Origin of the sequence: Brevibacterium atlanticum, assembly GCF_011617245.1 — a bacterium.
GTDB classification, from domain to species: domain Bacteria; phylum Actinomycetota; class Actinomycetes; order Actinomycetales; family Brevibacteriaceae; genus Brevibacterium; species Brevibacterium atlanticum.
On sequence record NZ_CP050152.1, the window covers coordinates 257,438 to 274,528 of the forward strand.

At 65.5% G+C, this 17,091-nt stretch carries 18 protein-coding genes; 12 read left to right on the forward strand and 6 right to left on the reverse strand.

Going from position 1 to position 17,091, the window contains the following annotated elements:
• Positions 1-79: 79 nt before the first annotated feature.
• Positions 80-931: a fumarylacetoacetate hydrolase family protein gene (locus GUY23_RS01170; protein ID WP_166968963.1), complete on the forward strand. Its 852-nt coding sequence runs from the start codon at positions 80-82 to the stop codon at positions 929-931.
• A gap of 121 nt (positions 932-1,052) precedes the next feature.
• Here the strand turns inward: GUY23_RS01170 and GUY23_RS01175 are convergent, their stop codons facing one another.
• Positions 1,053-1,625, reverse strand: coding sequence for a hypothetical protein (locus tag GUY23_RS01175; protein ID WP_166968965.1), 573 nt, complete (start codon positions 1,623-1,625; stop codon positions 1,053-1,055).
• Between the two features lie 307 nt (positions 1,626-1,932).
• Here GUY23_RS01175 and GUY23_RS01180 point away from each other — a divergent pair, with 307 nt between their 5' ends.
• Both GUY23_RS01180 and GUY23_RS01185 read left to right on the forward strand, forming a co-directional pair.
• Positions 1,933-2,280 (forward strand): hypothetical protein, encoded by a 348-nt coding sequence (locus GUY23_RS01180; protein WP_166968967.1) that lies wholly within the window; start codon positions 1,933-1,935, stop codon positions 2,278-2,280.
• A gap of 1 nt (position 2,281) precedes the next feature.
• Complete coding sequence (locus GUY23_RS01185) at positions 2,282-3,724, forward strand: sodium:solute symporter family protein (protein WP_166968969.1); 1,443 nt, start codon at positions 2,282-2,284, stop codon at positions 3,722-3,724.
• 71 nt (positions 3,725-3,795) lie between these two features.
• Here the strand turns inward: GUY23_RS01185 and GUY23_RS01190 are convergent, their stop codons facing one another.
• A complete protein-coding gene (locus GUY23_RS01190; protein ID WP_166968971.1) occupies positions 3,796-5,571 on the reverse strand; it encodes a hypothetical protein in 1,776 nt (591 codons plus the stop codon).
• 212 nt (positions 5,572-5,783) lie between these two features.
• On the opposite strand from GUY23_RS01190, the gene GUY23_RS01195 reads away from it, so the two are divergent.
• The 3 genes from GUY23_RS01195 (at position 5,784) to GUY23_RS01205 (ending at position 8,783) form a co-directional block, all read left to right on the forward strand.
• Positions 5,784-7,067 carry a CaiB/BaiF CoA transferase family protein gene (locus GUY23_RS01195; RefSeq protein WP_166968973.1) on the forward strand — a complete coding sequence of 428 codons (1,284 nt, stop codon included), beginning with the start codon at positions 5,784-5,786 and terminating at the stop codon, positions 7,065-7,067.
• A gap of 39 nt (positions 7,068-7,106) precedes the next feature.
• Positions 7,107-7,655, forward strand: coding sequence for a dihydrofolate reductase family protein (locus GUY23_RS01200; RefSeq protein ID WP_166968975.1), 549 nt, complete (start codon positions 7,107-7,109; stop codon positions 7,653-7,655).
• Between the two features lie 183 nt (positions 7,656-7,838).
• The gene (locus GUY23_RS01205) at positions 7,839-8,783 is read left to right on the forward strand and encodes a hydroxymethylglutaryl-CoA lyase (protein WP_166968977.1); all 945 of its coding nucleotides are present in this window, start codon (positions 7,839-7,841) and stop codon (positions 8,781-8,783) included.
• A 42-nt stretch (positions 8,784-8,825) separates the two neighbouring features.
• On the opposite strand, the gene GUY23_RS01210 is transcribed toward GUY23_RS01205, so the two are convergent.
• Positions 8,826-9,200, reverse strand: coding sequence for a DoxX family protein (locus GUY23_RS01210; RefSeq protein ID WP_166968979.1), 375 nt, complete (start codon positions 9,198-9,200; stop codon positions 8,826-8,828).
• Between the two features lie 192 nt (positions 9,201-9,392).
• On the opposite strand from GUY23_RS01210, the gene GUY23_RS01215 reads away from it, so the two are divergent.
• Both GUY23_RS01215 and GUY23_RS01220 read left to right on the forward strand, forming a co-directional pair.
• Positions 9,393-10,010, forward strand: coding sequence for a TetR/AcrR family transcriptional regulator (locus GUY23_RS01215; RefSeq protein ID WP_166968981.1), 618 nt, complete (start codon positions 9,393-9,395; stop codon positions 10,008-10,010).
• A 132-nt stretch (positions 10,011-10,142) separates the two neighbouring features.
• Positions 10,143-10,646 carry an NADPH-dependent FMN reductase gene (locus tag GUY23_RS01220; protein WP_166968983.1) on the forward strand — a complete coding sequence of 168 codons (504 nt, stop codon included), beginning with the start codon at positions 10,143-10,145 and terminating at the stop codon, positions 10,644-10,646.
• 156 nt (positions 10,647-10,802) lie between these two features.
• On the opposite strand, the gene GUY23_RS01225 is transcribed toward GUY23_RS01220, so the two are convergent.
• The 3 genes from GUY23_RS01225 to GUY23_RS01235 all read right to left on the reverse strand — a co-directional run bounded on the left by GUY23_RS01225 (position 10,803) and on the right by GUY23_RS01235 (position 12,997).
• The gene (locus GUY23_RS01225) at positions 10,803-11,132 is read right to left on the reverse strand and encodes a putative quinol monooxygenase (RefSeq protein WP_166968985.1); all 330 of its coding nucleotides are present in this window, start codon (positions 11,130-11,132) and stop codon (positions 10,803-10,805) included.
• Between the two features lie 105 nt (positions 11,133-11,237).
• Positions 11,238-12,023 (reverse strand): SDR family NAD(P)-dependent oxidoreductase, encoded by a 786-nt coding sequence (locus GUY23_RS01230; RefSeq protein ID WP_166968987.1) that lies wholly within the window; start codon positions 12,021-12,023, stop codon positions 11,238-11,240.
• A gap of 188 nt (positions 12,024-12,211) precedes the next feature.
• Positions 12,212-12,997 (reverse strand): IclR family transcriptional regulator, encoded by a 786-nt coding sequence (locus GUY23_RS01235; RefSeq protein WP_166968989.1) that lies wholly within the window; start codon positions 12,995-12,997, stop codon positions 12,212-12,214.
• 157 nt (positions 12,998-13,154) lie between these two features.
• Here GUY23_RS01235 and GUY23_RS01240 point away from each other — a divergent pair, with 157 nt between their 5' ends.
• The 4 genes from GUY23_RS01240 (at position 13,155) to GUY23_RS01255 (ending at position 17,080) form a co-directional block, all read left to right on the forward strand.
• Positions 13,155-13,733, forward strand: coding sequence for a hypothetical protein (locus tag GUY23_RS01240; RefSeq protein ID WP_166968991.1), 579 nt, complete (start codon positions 13,155-13,157; stop codon positions 13,731-13,733).
• Complete coding sequence (locus GUY23_RS01245) at positions 13,733-15,370, forward strand: GMC family oxidoreductase (RefSeq protein WP_228282639.1); 1,638 nt, start codon at positions 13,733-13,735, stop codon at positions 15,368-15,370. The genes GUY23_RS01240 and GUY23_RS01245 overlap by 1 nt, the downstream gene beginning before the upstream one ends.
• A 203-nt stretch (positions 15,371-15,573) precedes the next feature.
• A complete protein-coding gene (locus GUY23_RS01250) occupies positions 15,574-16,125 on the forward strand; it encodes a dihydrofolate reductase family protein (RefSeq protein ID WP_166968993.1) in 552 nt (183 codons plus the stop codon).
• Between the two features lie 196 nt (positions 16,126-16,321).
• Complete coding sequence (locus tag GUY23_RS01255; protein WP_166968995.1) at positions 16,322-17,080, forward strand: HpcH/HpaI aldolase family protein; 759 nt, start codon at positions 16,322-16,324, stop codon at positions 17,078-17,080.
• Positions 17,081-17,091: the final 11 nt, after the last annotated feature.

Here is a 17,091-nt window from a genome sequence, read left to right on the forward strand (position 1 = left end):
TCCAAATAAAGTCCTCGCCAGTCGCTACCGTGGTCAGTGGTCACAACGAGGTGGCCGATCAACAGGAGAGAGGAACCGTATGGAACTGCTGCGCTTGGGGACGCCCGAACACGAGATTCCAGTGGTCCGCGACAACGGGGTCTGCTTCGACCTACGCCCCTTGACCACGGACATCGACCCGACATTCTTCGCCACCGGAGGCATCGCGCGAGTGCGGGCCGCGCTCGAGGCCGGCGATCTCGCGGAACTCGACGGAGCAGCCGAAATGCGCATCGGCGCACCGCTGACCAGGCCGTCTGCGATCGTGTGCGTGGGCATGAATTACGCCGCGCACGCCAGAGAAGCAGGCTCCGAACCGCCTGAACGTCCCGTCATCTTCTTCAAGATGCCCTCGACGATCTCCGGGCCCACCGACGCGATCGAGCTGCCACCGTACGCGACTAAGGCCGATTGGGAGGTTGAGCTGGGAGTGGTCATCGGCGCCCGGGCCTACAGAGTCGCCTCGTCGGAGGAGGGACTCGACCACGTTGCCGGCTACGTCCTGGCCAACGATCTGTCCGAACGTCGACTCCAGATCGAGGAATCCGGCGGGCAGTGGTCGAAGGGCAAGAATCTGCCGGGATTCACCCCGTTGGGGCCGTGGATCAGCCCCGTCGCCGAGGTGGACCCCGGTGATCTGCGCCTGCGCAGTTGGGTCAACGGTGAGGTCAGGCAGGATTCATCGACGAGCGATCTGATCTTCTCCGTCGGAGAGATCATCCATCAGCTCAGCCAGGCGATGGCGTTCGAGCCCGGTGACGTCATTCTCACCGGCACCCCGCAGGGTGTGGCGATGTCCGGAAAGCACCCGTACCTGGCCGACGGCGATGTCGTCGAGCTCGAGATCGAGGGGCTCGGGCGGCACCGTCAGGTTGTCACCGTCACGGAGTAAAAGGCCGCCCCGCCCGTGATCGTGGGCGATGAATGCGACGAGCGGCGCACCGAGGTGGTGCGCCGCTCGTGTGTACGATCAACGTCAGCGTGATGACGTCAAATCATGGTGCCGATGTGGGTCAGCGGTTCTGGTCGAATCCGCCCTGCTGTCCGCCCTGGTCCTGACCGCCGAAGCCGCCGTCGTTCTGACCTCCGGGCTGTCCATCCTGGCGCTGATCCTGCTGACCGGCGCCGGACTGGCCGCCCTGACCTCGGTCGTCGCCGAATCCGCCGGACTGCTGTCCGCCCTGGTCCTGCTGGCCGCCCTGGTCCTGCAGACCAGGCTGGTTCTGCTGGCCGGCACCGGGCTGGTCTCCCTGTTCGCGATCATTGTCGCCGAAGCCGCCTTCGGACTGCTGGCTGCCCTGGTTCTGCTGTCCACCCTGAGCCTGCGCGTCGCGGTCGTTGCCGCCGAATCCACCCTGTGACTGCTGTCCACCCTGGCCCGGAGCGCCCTGATCCTGCTGGCCGCGGTCTCCGCCGCCGAATCCACCCTGATCCTGGCCGCGATCAGCGTCGCCGAAGCCACCCTGCTGGCCCTGCTGGCCCTGCTGGCCCTGCTGGTCCTGCTGACCGCCCGGCTGTCCGCCCTGCTGGTTGTCGAAATCGTTCTGACCGTTCTGGTTGTTGCCTGCGAAATCGTTCGATCCCATTTTCAACTCCTTGTTCGGTGACGAATCATCGCTGTCTGCGACTTGTTTGCCAGTCTTGGCTACGCGAAGAACGGCTGACAATGGAGTTCAAGGAATGTTGCGCGAAATTCGTTCAATTCACAGCTGCTGTTCAACTATCCATCTTCTCAACGCGACTTTGCATCCAGCGGCATTTCGCGACCGCCTCGGCGCGGTCGCGGAGAGAAGATGGACGTGGTCTGAACCACGGTGGACGGACCGCCGGCCTAGCCGTCCGGCTGAGCGAAAGCCGGCCCAGCCGACCGGCCGAACGAGTGCGGGAGACGCAATGAGCACACCCGAATCCGACACACAACGAGTCACGAAGGGTCGCGTCACGACGTGGGTGGTACTCTGCCTCATCCCGGTGATCGCCGCCTTCGTCCTCCAGTGGCTGCCGATCCTCAATGGCCCCCACCTGTTCCTCGGTCTGCCGGCCATCCTGTGGTGGACCTGCATCCCCGGCAGTCTCCTCGTCACGGGAATCCTCCTCATCATCGAGAAGACCCGTCCCGACCTCGAACGACAGGGCCACCTCGACGATCTCGCTCTCGAAGAGGCCGAGCAATTCGACACGACCGAGACCGACGTGACTGCCCCCACCCGAAAGCACGGCGGCAACGGGGGAGACGCCTGAGATGAGCACCGTCGAAATCGTCACCCTCGCAGGCATCGTCCTCGTCGCCATCCTCGGCTTCATCGGCCGCAAGAAGCCGAACGCCGACCTCTCCGAATGGACCGTCGGCGGCCGACGCTTCGGCGTGGCCACCACCTGGCTGCTCCAAGCCGGCGAGACCTTCACGACCTTCACCTTCCTCGGCACTGCGGGACTCGTCGTCTCCGGAGGCGCCGCCGCCTTCTACTCGATGCCCTACGTCCCGCTGGGCTACCTCGTCCTCTACTTCATCGGCCCGAAGATCTGGCGCATGGCCAAGGCCCGCGGACACCTGACACAGGCCGACTTCCTCGAACACAGCTACTCCTCACGCACCCTCGGCGTCATCGCCGGTGTCTGCGGTGTCGTCTTCCTGCTGCCCTACCTGCAGCTGCAGATCACCGGGCTCGGACTCATCGTCCAACTCGTCACCGGCAACCGCACCACCGGAGTGTGGTCGATGGTCATCGCCTTCATCCTCGTCGTCGCCTTCGTCCTGTGGTCAGGACTGCGCGGAGTCGCCACGACCGCGTACTTCAAAGACGCACTCATGCTGATCATGCTCTTCGTCGTCTGCATCTCGATCCCCATCCACTTCACCGGCGGATTCACCACCGTCTTCGACACCGTCGCCGCGACCATGCCCGACCTGCTCTCAGTCCACGGCACCGAGGAATACGGCATCCCCTGGTACATCTCGAACATGGCGATCAGCGCGATCGGCGTCGCCTTCGTGACCCTGCCGCACATGTGGCCGCCGATCCTCGCGGCCCGCAGCTCCGCAGTGCTGCGGCAGAACTACCTGTGGCTGCCGATCTACAACACCTTCATCGTCCTGCCGCTCATCGTCGGCTACGTCGCCGTCGTCATCCTCGGACGCAACACCGACGCCGACTCCGCGCTGCTCCACCTCGCCTCGAAGATGTTCCCCGACTGGGTGATCGGCATCCTCGCCGTCGCCGGCATCACCACCGCCATGGTGCCCTCGGCCGCACTGCTCATCGGCATCTCGACGCTGGCCTCGCGCAACGTCTTCCGGATCAAGTCCGAACGCCACCAGTTCACGGCCACTCAGATCATCGTCGTCGTCGCCACCGGACTGTCCCTGCTGCTGGCGATCGTCATGCCTGATCTGCTCGCGAATCTGCTGCTGCTGACGTTCTCCGGCCTCGACCAGCTGGCACCGGCGATCGCCGCAGCACTCTTCTTCCGCGGCCGTCTCAGCGTCAACTCGATCATCGCGGGCCTCGCCGCGGGACTCATCGTCGTCATCGCCTACACGTTCTGGCTGCCCCTGCCCTGGGCGATCAGCGAAGGCATCATCGGCCTCGGCGTCAACATCGTGGTCGTCGCGATCTGCGAGGCCCTGCTCCGACCTCTGCGAGGACGGCGCGGAAGCCGCACCGACGCCACGGTGCCTGCCTGAAGCCGGCCCCGCCTCGGCGAGGGCTCCCGGCTGGGAACCCTGCAACGCGAGTCAGTCCTGCCGATCGGGGCTCAGGGTTCCCAGTCCTCCGGCAGATCGTCCCAGTACCGGTCCCGGTTCGCAATGATGCGCTGCCGATATCCCGAGATGAGGTAACGCGGATCGCCGAGGATGACCTCGGCGTAGTGGAGTTCGTGACCGGCGGCATGCAGCAACTTCTCGGCAGTCGGTTTCGGTGATGTCGAAACGCCGAGGTTGCTCTGCAGTTCCCCGATCGTCAGCTCGCCATCTGTGCCCCATTGGCCGGTGAAGAGATTGTTGTTCTTCCCGACGATCCAGAACAGTGCTGCGAGCAGAGTCCGATCGGCAATACGACGGCGGAAGATCGCAGGATCACCTCGCCCGATCTCCGCTAAGAGGCGCAAAGCGACCGTCGCGAGCTCCGGCTCTTCGAAGACCTCGACAGCGACTCGGCGGATCTCGGGGACCAGCGAGGTGAGCCGGTCGATGACATCTTCGGCCACGCCCGTGGTGTCGAGGTCTTCGGCGGGCAGAGGTTCACCGGTCAGTGCCTGCAGTGCATCGATGCCTCCGGCCGCCTCGGCGCCGCTGCCGATGAATATCTCGGCCAGAATCGAAGCCTGATCGCCGAAGAAGGCCTCATCGGCGGGTCTGTCGAAATCCGACGAGAACATTGAGTCGTCGTCATCATCGACGCCGGTGAGGAGCCGTGCGAAGAGGTCCGCGGTACTCTCAACGCCGGGGCTGTCGCCGCGGATTCGGGCCGTGTATTCTTCCCGGTTGTCTTCGATTGCGCCAAGAGCATTCTGCGTGAAGAAGGGATCGACTCCGCTGCGATCATTGGCATAGCGGACGAGCGCGGCCAGGGTGGTCGGCATGAGGAGCAGATCGTCCTCGGAGGTCATGACCTTGCGCGGGTAGAGATCGCACATGAGGCGTTCGACGAAGGTACCCGACCACCTCAGTGGATCGTTGTTGCCGTAGTTGGCTTGGAACTCGAAGAGCAGATGGGCATGACTGATCTCCTCCTCGGTCAGCCCTTCAGCGAAGGGGGAGGCGCGGAAGTCCGTGACGAGTTCCTCGATCTCCTCCGGCTCCCACATCCTGATCTCGTAGCCGGTTCCGCCGTCGGGAAGCTTCCGCAGCAGCCATTCGAGGAGCGGGCGAGTGCCCGGCCAGCTTTCGGTCTCGATCGGGGGAAACATGTGTGTGCTCATCTCGAGCGCCTCGCTCAGCCTGGCACCGGCATCGGCGAGGCTGAGGGTGACCACGTCGACGGGTGTCGGAAGGTCGGAGTGGCTGAACTCGACGATGTTCGACAGGGGCCCATCGGCGAGGTAGGCGTCTTCGAGATACGGTGAACCACTGCGATCCACGCCTACAGCCAGAGTGGCCGACCGGCCGGCCGTGGAGATCTCGAGCAGGATCGTCTCCTCGACCTTCACCGGCGAGACGAGCGCGGCGGCGCGGAAGGGCTTGATCTCATCGGCGCGGCGGATCCATTCCGGCAGGCGCTTGGTGGTCGGAGTCGGGAGCATCTTGGCGATACGACGGCCGAAGAGCTCGTCATCGAGCATCTGCACCCAGATTCTCACCAGCGGTTCGGTCTCCTCAGGGGTTGCCTCGAGCATCTGCATGGCGAGTTCCCGAACAGGCGGAGTCTCCGGCCCATCCTCGTCATCTGCATCTGGAGCATCGAAGGACGCCAGCATGTTGCTCGCAATGTCGAGCAGCATGAGCGGACTCTCGCTGCGTACGGCATCGTCAAGCAGATCGAGTAGCTGGTCGGGGCCGGAGGAATCGAATGGACCGGGAGGCGGAGTCATAGGCTCTACGCTACTGGGACTGATCATTGGAGAACAGTCGCAGGTCTGCCGACGGCCGTCTCGGCGAAAGACGGAACGCTCCCGATTGGGGTGGGGGATGCGGATATGTGCGCCGAGGTGGCCCGCACCTGGCACCATAGGAGGACCGACCTGCCCGCCACAGCGATCCACGCACGTTTAACAGCGATCCACGCACGACTAGGAGCATCGTTATGAGCACGCGCCGACTTCCCCTTGACGGTGTGCGAGTCCTCGAACTCGGCAATTACATCGCCGCGCCCACCGCCGGGCGGATGCTCGCCGATTTCGGCGCCGAGGTGATCAAGGTCGAACGTCCCGGCACCGGCGATGAGCTGCGCAATTGGCGACTCAAAGCCGGCGACACCTCGATGCTCTACCGCACGATCAACCGCAACAAGAAGTCCGTGGTGCTCGACCTGCGCAGCGACGAAGGGCGAGAGGCCGTGCTCGAACTCGTCCGCCGCTCGGACATCCTGCTGGAGAACTTCCGTCCCGGCACCCTCGAGAAGTGGGGGCTCGGCCCGGACGTCCTCGAAGCCGCGAACCCCGACCTCGTGCTCGTGCGGATCTCCGCATTCGGGCAGACCGGCCCGATGTCCGCCCGCCCGGGATTCGCGGCCGTGGCCGAGGGATACTCCGGGTTCCGTGAGCTCGTCGGCGACCCCGACCGCCCACCCGTGCGCGTGGGCATCTCGATCGGCGATTCGATCGCCGGAATGCAGGCCGCGTTCGGTGCCGTGATGATGCTCTTCGACCGACAGCGACAGAAGATCGCCGGGGCCGCCGAGGCGGTCGTCGGGTCCGCGCACGGATTCGAAGGGGAGGGCCCGCTGTCGGAGCGGACCGTGGACGTCGCACTCAACGAGGCGATGTTCTCCGTGATGGAATCCCTCGTCCCCGACTATTCCGCGTTCGGAGAGATCCGCACCCGCACCGGGGGTCGGATGGAGGGCATCGCGCCCTCGAACGGCTACCTCTGCGCAGGTGGGAAATCCGTGGTCATCGCCGGTAACGGCGATGGAATCTTCGGCCGGCTGATGGCCGCGATCGGTCGGAATGACCTCGCCGAGGATGCCGATCTGCAGACGAATGCCGGACGTTGGGAGCGGCGTGAGGAACTCGACGAAGCGATTGGGGCCTGGTGTGCCGAACGCTCGGTTGAGGACGTGGTGGCGGTCTTGGAGGAGGCCGGGGTTCCGGCCGGCCCGATCTACACTGCGGAGGATCTCGTCGCCGACGAGCAACTGGCCGCGCGCGGGATGATCCAGCACCACGACGTGTCCACCGGCGAGGAGATGCTCGACGACGTCGCCTTCCCCGGCATCACCCCGGTCATCGGCGGAGAATCCATTGCCATCGACCACCTCGGGCCTGACCTCGGCGAACACACCGAGGAAGTGCTGGGGTGGCTGGGGCTGAAGTCGGCCGCTCAGGGTGATGGTGACGGTGTCGACCGCGGCGGTCGACGCGACTGACCCTGTCGGCGGCAGTCGAACAGGTCTACCCTTGAGCTCATGGGCGAGCTCATGTACTCGATCAACGTCACCGTCGACGGCTGCTGCGACCACCGTGTCGGACTCATCAGCGAAGAGCTGCACCGGCACCACGCGGACAACCTCGCCCGTGCCGACGGGCTGATCTTCGGGCGCACCACCTACGAGATGATGGAAGACGCGTGGCGACAGCCGCCTGAATCGATTACTCCCGCGGAAGACCTCGACCCTTTCGTCGCCGCCATCGATCCGGCACGAAAATATCTCGTCTCCTCCACTCGGGAGACCGCGCAATGGAACACCGAGATCATCCGCGGCGACCTCGACTCGGCAGTCCGCCGGCTCAAAGACGAGTCCGAGACCGGGCTCATCGTTGGGGGAGTGACGCTGCCGCGCGGACTCGCCGAACTCGGACTCATCGATGTTGTCGAATTCGTGGTCCACCCCATGATCGCCGGGCACGGCCCCTATGTCTTCGCGGGGCTCACCGAGGTCGTCGACCTCGTGCCCGATGGCCGCAGCGAGCTGGCCTCCGGGCACGCCGTCCTGTGGTTCCGGCCGAAGAGCTAGACTGCGCGACCGTCGAGTCCCGATAGTCGGGAACAGCAACACCCAATACTGCTTGTGTTCTCACATACCGGGCAGGTTGCCTACCGCACGTCCTCCGACCTGTAGTAACAATGGGAACAGCCGCGCATCGTCGCACGGCGAAAGACTCGTCCCGATCATCGGGAAGACTCGAGAAGGAGTCCCATGGCCAGGCCCACCCACGTCGACATCCTCGACACCACTCTGCGCGACGGTCTGCAGATCGAGAAGGCGATCGTGCCCACTGAGGTCAAGGTCGCGCTCGCCGAGAAGCTCATCGCGGCGGGACTGACCCAGATCGAAGTCGGATCCTTCGTCAATCCGAAGAAGGTGCCGCAGATGGCCGACACCGACGAGCTCCTCCGCCGCCTGTCTCCCCACGAAGCCGACGGGGTCGAGTTCTACACCCTCGTCTTCAACCTCAAGGGCGCTCAACGCGCCGTCGATGCGGGAGCGAAGAACATCAAGCTCGTCCTCTCGGCCTCCGAAGGGCACTCGAAGGCGAACTCGGATGCCTCCATCGCCGAGGCATCCGACCGCCTCATGGACGCCGCGCACTTCGCCTGTGACCAGGGGCTGCGCTTCGACATCACGACCGCCGTCAGCTTCATCTGCCCCTTCGACGGCATCACCGAGGCCGGTCACCTCGTCGAGGTCCTCCGCCCCTTCGTCGATGCCGGCGCGCACGGCATCGGGGTGGCCGACACCATCGGAAACGCCAGTCCCTCGCTCGTCCGTCGGAACACCTCGGCGGTCCTCGAAGCCTTTCCAGGGAAACCGGTCAACCTCCACCTCCACGACACGTACAACTTCGGCATGGCCAATGTCGCAGCCGCCCTTGACCTCGGCATCGCTCACTTCGATGCGGCGATGGGCGGGCTCGGCGGCTGCCCGTTCGCACCGGGAGCGGCCGGCAACATCGGCACCGATGACCTCGTCCACCTCCTCCACCGCGAAGGCGTGGCCACCGGGGTCGACGTCGAGGCCCTCACCGAGGTGCGCGCACCTCTCATCGAGGCAGTCGGCCACGGCCTGACCTCGAGCCTGTCCGACATCCCGGCGACCCCGGCGGCTTTCGACAGCCGCTTCGCTCGAAGAGCGACGAAGTGAGCAGCCGCCCCGGCAGGGCGAGGCTGCAGGAGCGGTGTGGGATCAGCCGAGTGGGCTGATCGCGAACCGTCCCCATGCGACGAAGAGCATGCCGGCGAGGAAGAGCAGATCGCCGAGCAGGAGCCGGTGTTCTGCACGGCGGATGCGCTCGGTCGCGGCACCTGCCGTGTAGAGTGCCATCCCCGAGGCGGCCACTGGCACCAGCACGGGTGCGATGCCGACCAGGCCAGGCAGGAAGAGCCCCAGACCTCCGAGGATTTCGAGGATACCCATGAACTTCACGTTGCCGGGCGCGAAGTCTTCCGGCCAGCCGGTGGCCGCTGTGTACCTCTCGTAGGACCAGGCGAGTTTGATGATGCCGCCGACGATGAATCCGGCGGCGAAGACGCCGGCGACGATCCACAGTGCGATGTTCATGATGATCGACTCTCTGTGTGTCCGATGATGCTTCGGATCGAGAGGGGAGCGGGTTCGGCGGTGCTGACACATCGTCGTGTCGTTCGCCTTCTCGAACTTATCGGCACGGTCAGTGCCGTTCTGGTCGACGCTAGTGTTTGACGGATACGATGTCAACGGCACGGTTCGTGCCGATAGTGTTACCGTAGGGCCATGTCGTCTTCGCCCTCGCCTCGACGTCGCGGAGCAGAGAGAACTCGCGAGCTGCTCCAGGTGACACTTGATCAGGCTTCTGAGCTTGGTTATCGCGGCCTGACGATCGAAGCGATCGCCCGTCGCGCCGGAGTCGGCAAGCACACGATCTACCGACGCTGGTCGTCCCTTTCCGAGCTCCTGTTCGATGCGCTCAGCCACGTGTGGTCGAGTGAGCTGGACTACCGGACCACGGGGCGCATCCGAGACGACCTGCGAGAGCAGTTCATCCGGTCCTCCTCGACCCTGTCCAGCCCGCCCCTGGGCCCGATCTATCGTGCGGTCATCGCCGACGCCCAGTCGGATCCGGGCTTGCGCAAGACGTTCCATGAGTGGTTCCTCAGTACAGTCGAGCAGAGCACCACCGAGCGGATCCGGCAGGCGCAGAGCCAGGGAGAACTCAAGGACGGCGCCGACGCCGAGGGCGTCATCGAAGTCCTCGTCGGATCGCTGTACTATCGCTGGCTTCTCTCGGATCGGCCCGTCGGGGAGGACATCATCGATGCCCTCATCGGGATGTTCATGCGAGCATACGGCGTCCCGGAGGAGGGAGCTGAGGATCATGGTGGTGAGCGCTGATCGGCACAGCAGGCGGGCCAGCCCCTGCAGGCTCGGGCAATCGATGACGTTCCATGGCACCGAATGGTCACAAATCACTGGCGCGAGAATAGTCTGATCATCAGACCGGCACCTCAGTCCAAGGAGGACCATATGACCACACGCATCGCCGTCGTCGTCGGCAACCCGAGTCCGAAGTCGCGCACCCGACAGGTGGCCGAGGATCTCGCCGCCCGCATCGCCGACATCACCGGTTCCGAGGTCGACGAGACCATCGAACTCGCCGAGGTGACCGGCGAGGTCTTCGATTGGAAGTCCGATCGGCTCGACACACTCACCGATCGCCTGGCCACCGCCGATTACGCAGTCATCGCGACTCCGACGTACAAGGCGAGCTACACCGGACTGCTCAAGGCCTTCCTCGACCGCTATGACGCAGGAGGCCTCCACGGTCTGATCGCGGTCCCGGTGTTCACCATCGGCTCACCCGCTCACACCCTGGCCGTGGAGACGACGCTGCGACCTCTCCTCGTCGAACTCGGTGCGAGCGTGCCGACGAAGGGGCTGGCGTTCCCGACCGCGAAGTTCGACGAGCGCGAGGCCATCCTCGACGAGTGGGTCGAAACGCAGGGCACCTACCTGACGCGGGCCCGCTGACCGAACCTTTCAGCTTGGTGAACCTGCACCAGCTCGGTCCATGCACCAAGCTGGTGCAGGTTGACCAAGCTGTTGCGTGGAGGGGCGCGCTGAACGCAGCGCGGGCCCGCTGATTCGATCAGCGGGCCCGCGTGGCAGGGGAGCGGCGGTCGAGTCTCAGCCGACCTGCAGCTCTCCCATGGCGTCCCAGTCATCGCCGTCGATCTGCCGGGAGATGATCTTCGGCGTCGCGGTGAGCGCACTGTGCATCGGACCGCCGTCGGCGGTCGCAGCCTGGAAGTGGTCGGACTTCACATGCGCCTCGGCGGCGTCGTCGTCGAACGCTTCGACAAGGACGTACTCATTCGGGTCATCGAGGCTGCGCGACCAGTCGAACCACTTGTTGCCGGGTTCGGCGCGGGTCGCCTCGGTGAACTCGCGGGTGATCTCGGGCCACTGCTCGGCCAGCTCGGGCTTGACGGGGAACTTCACGACGATGAAGATCATGGCTTCTTCCTTCTTTCTCAGGTGGTCGATCTTGAGTGGTCGATCTTGGGGGTCGGTTTCAGGTGGTCAGTCCCGGATGGTCTGTGCAGCCGGTACAGGTCCAGCCTAGGAGAACTGCATGCCGCCGTCGACGAGCATGGTCTGTCCGGTGATGTAGTCGGAGTCCTCCCCGGCGAGGAACGACACGAGGTTGGCCACGTCCTCGGGTACGGACACCCGGCCCATGAGGATGTCGCCGGCGTATTTCTTGATCGCCTCACCCTTGGCCAGCCCCTCCTCGGCGGCGAGCTTCTCGTCGATGAGGTCCCACATCGCGGTCCCGACGATGCCCGGGCCGTAGGCGTTGACGGTGATGCCGTGCTTGGCCCACTCCATCGCCGCGCCCTGGGTGAGGCCGCGGACGGCCCATTTCGTCGCCGAGTACGGGGAGAGGAGGGCGAAGGGGCGGAACGCCACGATCGAGGCCGCGCCGATGATCTTCCCGCCGTTGCCCTGCTTGATCATCTGCTTCGCCGCCGCCTGATAGGACAGGAAGACGCCGGTGAGGTTGACGTCGACGATCTTCTCGAAGTCAGCCTTCGAATACTCGATGAGTGGCTCCACCTGAGCGATTCCGGCGTTCGCGACGAAGACGTCGAGTTTGCCGCCCGCCTCCACGGCCACCTCGACGAGGCGGCTCAGCGATTCCTCGTCGGTGACGTCCACCTCGGCGCCGGTGGCCTTCCCGCCTGCCTTTTCGATCGTGTCGACGGTCTCGGCGACTCCGTCCTGCATGGTCGGCAGGTCGGCGACGATGACGTGATGGCCGTCCGCGCCGAGTCGGGTCGCGATGCCTTGTCCGATGCCGCGTCCGGATCCCGTGACCACGGCGACGCTGGTGCTCGTGCTCATATCTACTCCTTGATGTCTCGTCCTTGAGTGAGCACGCTCATTCTTTCCACGTCGTGCCGGCCGGGGACATGATCGTTCTCGTGTGGTGAGAATTCCGGAATCCCCGCCGAGGTGGTCCCGCCCGCCCGTCAACGCTCAGATTCCGTCGCCACCGTTCAGGTGCCGCCGTCGACGTTCGGACGGCGGCCCTACCGCTCGGGTGCTGCGGTCGGGATGAGTTCGGCCCCGCCGCGCAGATAGCTCGAGGCCAGTCCCGCGTGTTCGCGCAGCGTCGACTCGATCTCCTTCATCCGCCCGTGCGCCTTCGTCGACGGGGTGCTCACTGCGATCGCCCCGACCTGCACGCCCGTGCCGTTGCGCACCGGGACCGCGGCACAGGTCTGGCGCGGGAGGAACTCGTCGTGCTCCCACGCGATGCCGCGCAGGGCCACCTCGGTGAGGTGATCGTCGAGGTGATCGCGGTTGATGATCGTCTGCGGGGTGAGCACCGTCATCCCCCGAGCCTCGAGGTAATCGGTGCGCTGGGTCGCGGGCATGGCGGCCAGGAGGATCTTGCCGAAGGCCGTCGCGTGGGCGGCCTCGTGGAAACCGAAGCGCAGCGGTCGCAGCCGCGGATGCTTCTCGCAGTCCGAGCAGTAGGTGAGGATGATGTCGGAGCCGCGGTAGATCGCGAAGTACGCCGCGGTCCCGAGCGTGCGGTGGAGCTGGTCGGTGATCTGGCGGATCGGGAAGGGGGCGACGAGGCGCTGCTGGAAGGACAGGCCGAGCTCGAAGCACTTCGGCCCGAGTTCGAAGCGCTTCGGATCCTTGAGATAGACGAGGTAGCCGCCGGTCTCGAGCTCGTGGAGGAGCCGGTAGACGGTGGGCAGCGGGATCTCCAAACGGTCGGAGACGGTCTTCGCCGAGGCGCTCCCGGTGGCGGCGACTGCCTCGAGGACAGAGAAGACTCGCTGGATCACGGCACTGTTCGACACTGGGCCTCCTGACTTTTTCACGACGTGAGAATGAGGATAGTCGCATGTGCTCTGGTTCACATAAGTTTCTTATGACCGAAACGGCAATGGCGCCTGGTCGGACCGACTCGACGAGTCCGGTCGACAGGGCGCACGAGCAGGAGCAAAGGAGCATCCGATGGCATTCCCCGCCAAATATCCGTCGCTCAACGCGATGGAGATGACCGATGAGGCCCGCCAGACCCTCATCCGAGTTCTGCGTGTGGCATTCCCACACGCCGATTTCCCCGACGGTCCCTACGAGCGCACCGCGGACACCCTCATCACCGCCGCCGATGAGGAGACCTGGTTCCGCGTCGCCCTCATCCAGGGGCTGCTCTCCCTCGACCAGCTCTCCGACGGCGACTTCTGCGGACTCGACGACGAGTCAGCACTGAAGGTGCTCCGCCGCGTCGAGTCCACCGAGTTCTTCGGCTTCGTCCGCCGCACCGCCGTACTCAACCTCTACGACGACGCCGAGGTGTGGGAGACCCTCGGCTACGAAGGCCCCTCGTTCGATAAAGGCGGCTACATCAACCGCGGCTTCGACGACCTCGACTGGCTGCCCGAACCGAGCATTCTCTACCCCGAAGACGAGCCGCTGCCCGAACTCGGCGAAGGAGCGAAAGCAGGCGCCACGGCCGGGGGCACGGCCGGCGACCGATCGACCAACCAGCCGTCCCCGCAGACCGCCGACATGGGTGAGGTGAAGAAGTGATGACCGCTCAGCAGAATGCAGGAACCGCAGGAACAGGTGCCGCAGGACCCCAGGCAGGAGCCAGCGTGACCGGATTCAACATCGACCCCGACGAGGAGGCCGTCGTCATCGTCGGCTCCGGCGCCGGCGGCGGCACACTCGCCTACGAGCTCACCGCCAAGGGCATCCCCGTCGTCGTGCTTGAGGCAGGGCCGTACCTGCGCAACGAAGACTACGTCAACAACGAGTGGGAGGCCTTCAACCAGATGGCCTGGCTCGACCCGAGGACGACGACCGGGTCCTGGCGGATCGCCCGCGACTTCCCGAACCTGCCGGCCTGGATCGTCAAGGCCGTCGGCGGGACGACGACCCACTGGTCGGGCGCGACCCCGCGGTTCAAGAACCACGAGTTCAAAGCGCGATCCACCTACGGTCGCATCGACGGGGCGAACCTCCTCGACTGGCCGATCACGCTCGAGGAGATGGCGCCCTACTACGACCGTGCCGAGAAGTCGATGGGCTCGACCCACGTCCACGGTCGTCCACCGCTGCCGGCGAACAACAACTACAAGGTCTTCGCAGGCGGTGCGAAGGAGGTCGGCTACAAGTTCTACGCCACCGGCCCGTATGCGACGAACGCCGAAGAGTACGACGGCCGACCGGCCTCGATCCAGGACGGCTTCAACTTCCAGGGTGATAAGAACAAGTCCAAGTGGTCGACCCTGGTCAGAGAGCTGCCGAGGGCCGCAGACACCGGCCTGCTCGACCTGCGCCCGGAGTCGCAGGCCGTGCAGATCACCCACGATGCGAACGGCCGGGCCGATGCTGTGCTCTACCTGGACAAGGACGGCAACCTCCACCGGCAGGCCGCGAAGCTCGTGTGCGTGGCCGGCAATTCGATCGAGACGCCGAGGCTGCTCCTCCTCTCCGGGACCCCGTCCTTCCCCGATGGGCTGGCGAACTCGTCAGGACAGGTGGGCAGGAACTACATGCGGCATCTGACCGGAACGGTGTGGGGTCACTTCGACAAGCCCGTGCGGATGTACCGCGGAGAGACGATGGCCGGGGTCATCGCCGATGAGTCGATCCACGACCCGGATCGCGGGTTCTCGGGCGGGTATTACATGGAGACGATCTCGCTGGGACCGGCATTCATGGCCTCGTTCGTCGAGCCCGGCGGTTGGGGTCCGGACTTCGCGGCGCTGCTCGACCGGTACCTCAACACTGCTGGCATGTGGATCGTCGGCGAGGACATGCCGCAGGAGTCGAACCGGGTCACGCTGAATACGACGGTGAAGGATCAGCACGGACTGCCGGTGCCCAACGTCCACTACGACGACCACGCCAATGATCTGGCGATGCGTGAGCACGCCTACGCCGCGGGTCAGAGCGTCTACGAGGCGGTCGGGGCGCAGACTTCGCACCACACCCCGCCGTACCCGTCGACGCACAACCTCGGCACCGCGCGGATGAGCGAACGCCCCGAGGACGGAGTCGTCGACAAGTGGGGTCGCACGCACGATGTGAAGAACCTCTTCATCTCCGACGGCTCGGTGTTCACGACAGGGGCGGCGGCGAACCCGACGCTGACCATCGTCGCGCTCGCCATCCGCCAGGCCGAGTACATCGCCGAACAGCTGCGGACCGGGGAGGTCTGAAGCACGATCGGCCTTCAGCTTGGTGAAACTGCAGCAGCTTGGTCCAGGGGCCGAGCTGCTGCAGTTTCACCAAGCCGGTGATGTGAACTGCGCCCTCGCAAGCCAGGTGACGGCAAGTAGGATGCCAGAGACCGACATCGACGCAGCCTCGGCGGGCAGAACCCTCACCACGACCGCCGCAGGCTCGGGAGGAGAGGCCGCCTGTGCCACGCACCGTCTACTACACCGCGACCACGCTCGACGGGTTCATCGCTGACCCGAACGACTCCCTCGAATGGCTGCTGAGGCAGACCGAAGAGCCGCCGGACGACGGTTTCATCGACGGCGTCGGCGCGCTTGTCATGGGCGCCACGACGTACGAGTGGGTGCTGCGCAATCTCGACGGACCCTGGCCCTACAGCGTGCCTGCGTGGGTGATGACGCACCGCAAACTCGCACTGCCCGAGGCGGGCACGGACGGAAAGACACCCGACATTCGTTTCGCGCAGGGCGCGATCGCCGACCACTACTTCGAGATGTGCACGGCCACCGGCGACCACGACCTGTGGGTGATGGGAGGAGGCGACCTCGCCGGTCAGTTCGCCGACGAGGGATTCCTCGACGAGATCATCACCTTCACCGCCCCCGTCGTCCTCGGCAAGGGCCGTCCCCTGCTGCCGCGCCGCCTCGACCTCGAACTCCTCGAGGTCGGGCACAGCGATCCCTTCGTCATCGCCCGCCACCGGGTGATCGGCCCGCTGCTCGAAGACGGCTGAGCCACCTCGGCGAAATGATTCCCCGCACCGAGGTGGGGCCCTCGCTTCGTGCGGGAGTCAGCTCATCGCCTGGGTGAGCAAGCCCTACGCCGAGGTGGGGCCCGGCTTCGCGTGGACGATGGGGCCACCTCGGCGAAGGTCATCCGGATATCGGGCACCCCTGGTGGTGCGGGAGTTTCCGTGATTCGATGCAGACATGACTGCTGCGATTGAGAATCATCGGGCGCGCCTGCGCGCGGGGGAGACCTACAACGGACTGTGGATGATGTCGACGAGCTCGGAGCTCGCGAAGGTCGGATCGTCGTCCGGGTTCGACTATGTCTGCATTGATCTGCAGCACGGGCTGATCCGGCCCACTGATGTGCTGCGGCTGACCGATGCTGTGCGCGCCAGCGGGGACGCGCTCGTGACTGCTCGGGTCGCGGCGAACCGCTTCACCGAGATCGGGGCGCTCGCCGACGCTGGTGTCGAAGCGATCATCGTCCCGCTCGTGTCCTCCGTCGCCGAGGCGGAAGCCGCAGTGCGTGCCCTCGACTACCCCTCACGGGGCGGGGACCGCTCGTGGGGACCGACCGCAGAGATCATGCACAATGCGGTACAGGACACCACGGCCGAGCGCCCTTTGCTGTTTGTCATGATCGAGAACGAGGCCGGCCTTGCCAACGTCGAGGACATCTGCGCTGTGCCCGGCATCGACGGCGTCTACGTCGGCCCGTCGGACCTCGCGTTCGCCGTCGGTGCGCTGCCGGGTCAGCACAATGACGCCCACGCCGAGGCGCTCGTGCGGATCCGTACCGCCGCCGACGCTGCGGGAATCGTCCCCGGAATCCACACCGGCGATGGCGCGGAGGCCAAGCTGCGCAAGGAGCAGGGCTTCCGCTTCATCACCTCATGCGGCGACCTCGGAGCGGCCGGCCGGGCCTTCCGCGAGGACCTTGCCACCGCCCGGAGCTGACTTCTATTGCT

What these genes read in the sequence shown, in the direction of transcription:
- GUY23_RS01225 (WP_166968985.1), bottom strand. Translation starts at nt 11,132, where the DNA reads ATGATCTTCATCGTCGTGAAGTTCCCCGTCAAGCCCGAGCTGGCCGAG.
- GUY23_RS01230 (WP_166968987.1), bottom strand. Translation starts at nt 12,023, where the DNA reads ATGAGCACGAGCACCAGCGTCGCCGTGGTCACGGGATCCGGACGCGGC.
- GUY23_RS01215 (WP_166968981.1), top strand. Translation starts at nt 9,393, where the DNA reads ATGTCGTCTTCGCCCTCGCCTCGACGTCGCGGAGCAGAGAGAACTCGC.
- GUY23_RS01180 (WP_166968967.1), top strand. Translation starts at nt 1,933, where the DNA reads ATGAGCACACCCGAATCCGACACACAACGAGTCACGAAGGGTCGCGTC.
- GUY23_RS01255 (WP_166968995.1), top strand. Translation starts at nt 16,322, where the DNA reads ATGACTGCTGCGATTGAGAATCATCGGGCGCGCCTGCGCGCGGGGGAG.
- GUY23_RS01220 (WP_166968983.1), top strand. Translation starts at nt 10,143, where the DNA reads ATGACCACACGCATCGCCGTCGTCGTCGGCAACCCGAGTCCGAAGTCG.
- GUY23_RS01200 (WP_166968975.1), top strand. Translation starts at nt 7,107, where the DNA reads ATGGGCGAGCTCATGTACTCGATCAACGTCACCGTCGACGGCTGCTGC.
- GUY23_RS01195 (WP_166968973.1), top strand. Translation starts at nt 5,784, where the DNA reads ATGAGCACGCGCCGACTTCCCCTTGACGGTGTGCGAGTCCTCGAACTC.
- GUY23_RS01190 (WP_166968971.1), bottom strand. Translation starts at nt 5,571, where the DNA reads ATGACTCCGCCTCCCGGTCCATTCGATTCCTCCGGCCCCGACCAGCTA.
- GUY23_RS01170 (WP_166968963.1), top strand. Translation starts at nt 80, where the DNA reads ATGGAACTGCTGCGCTTGGGGACGCCCGAACACGAGATTCCAGTGGTC.
- GUY23_RS01245 (WP_228282639.1), top strand. Translation starts at nt 13,733, where the DNA reads ATGACCGCTCAGCAGAATGCAGGAACCGCAGGAACAGGTGCCGCAGGA.
- GUY23_RS01210 (WP_166968979.1), bottom strand. Translation starts at nt 9,200, where the DNA reads ATGAACATCGCACTGTGGATCGTCGCCGGCGTCTTCGCCGCCGGATTC.
- GUY23_RS01205 (WP_166968977.1), top strand. Translation starts at nt 7,839, where the DNA reads ATGGCCAGGCCCACCCACGTCGACATCCTCGACACCACTCTGCGCGAC.
- GUY23_RS01175 (WP_166968965.1), bottom strand. Translation starts at nt 1,625, where the DNA reads ATGGGATCGAACGATTTCGCAGGCAACAACCAGAACGGTCAGAACGAT.
- GUY23_RS01185 (WP_166968969.1), top strand. Translation starts at nt 2,282, where the DNA reads ATGAGCACCGTCGAAATCGTCACCCTCGCAGGCATCGTCCTCGTCGCC.
- GUY23_RS01240 (WP_166968991.1), top strand. Translation starts at nt 13,155, where the DNA reads ATGGCATTCCCCGCCAAATATCCGTCGCTCAACGCGATGGAGATGACC.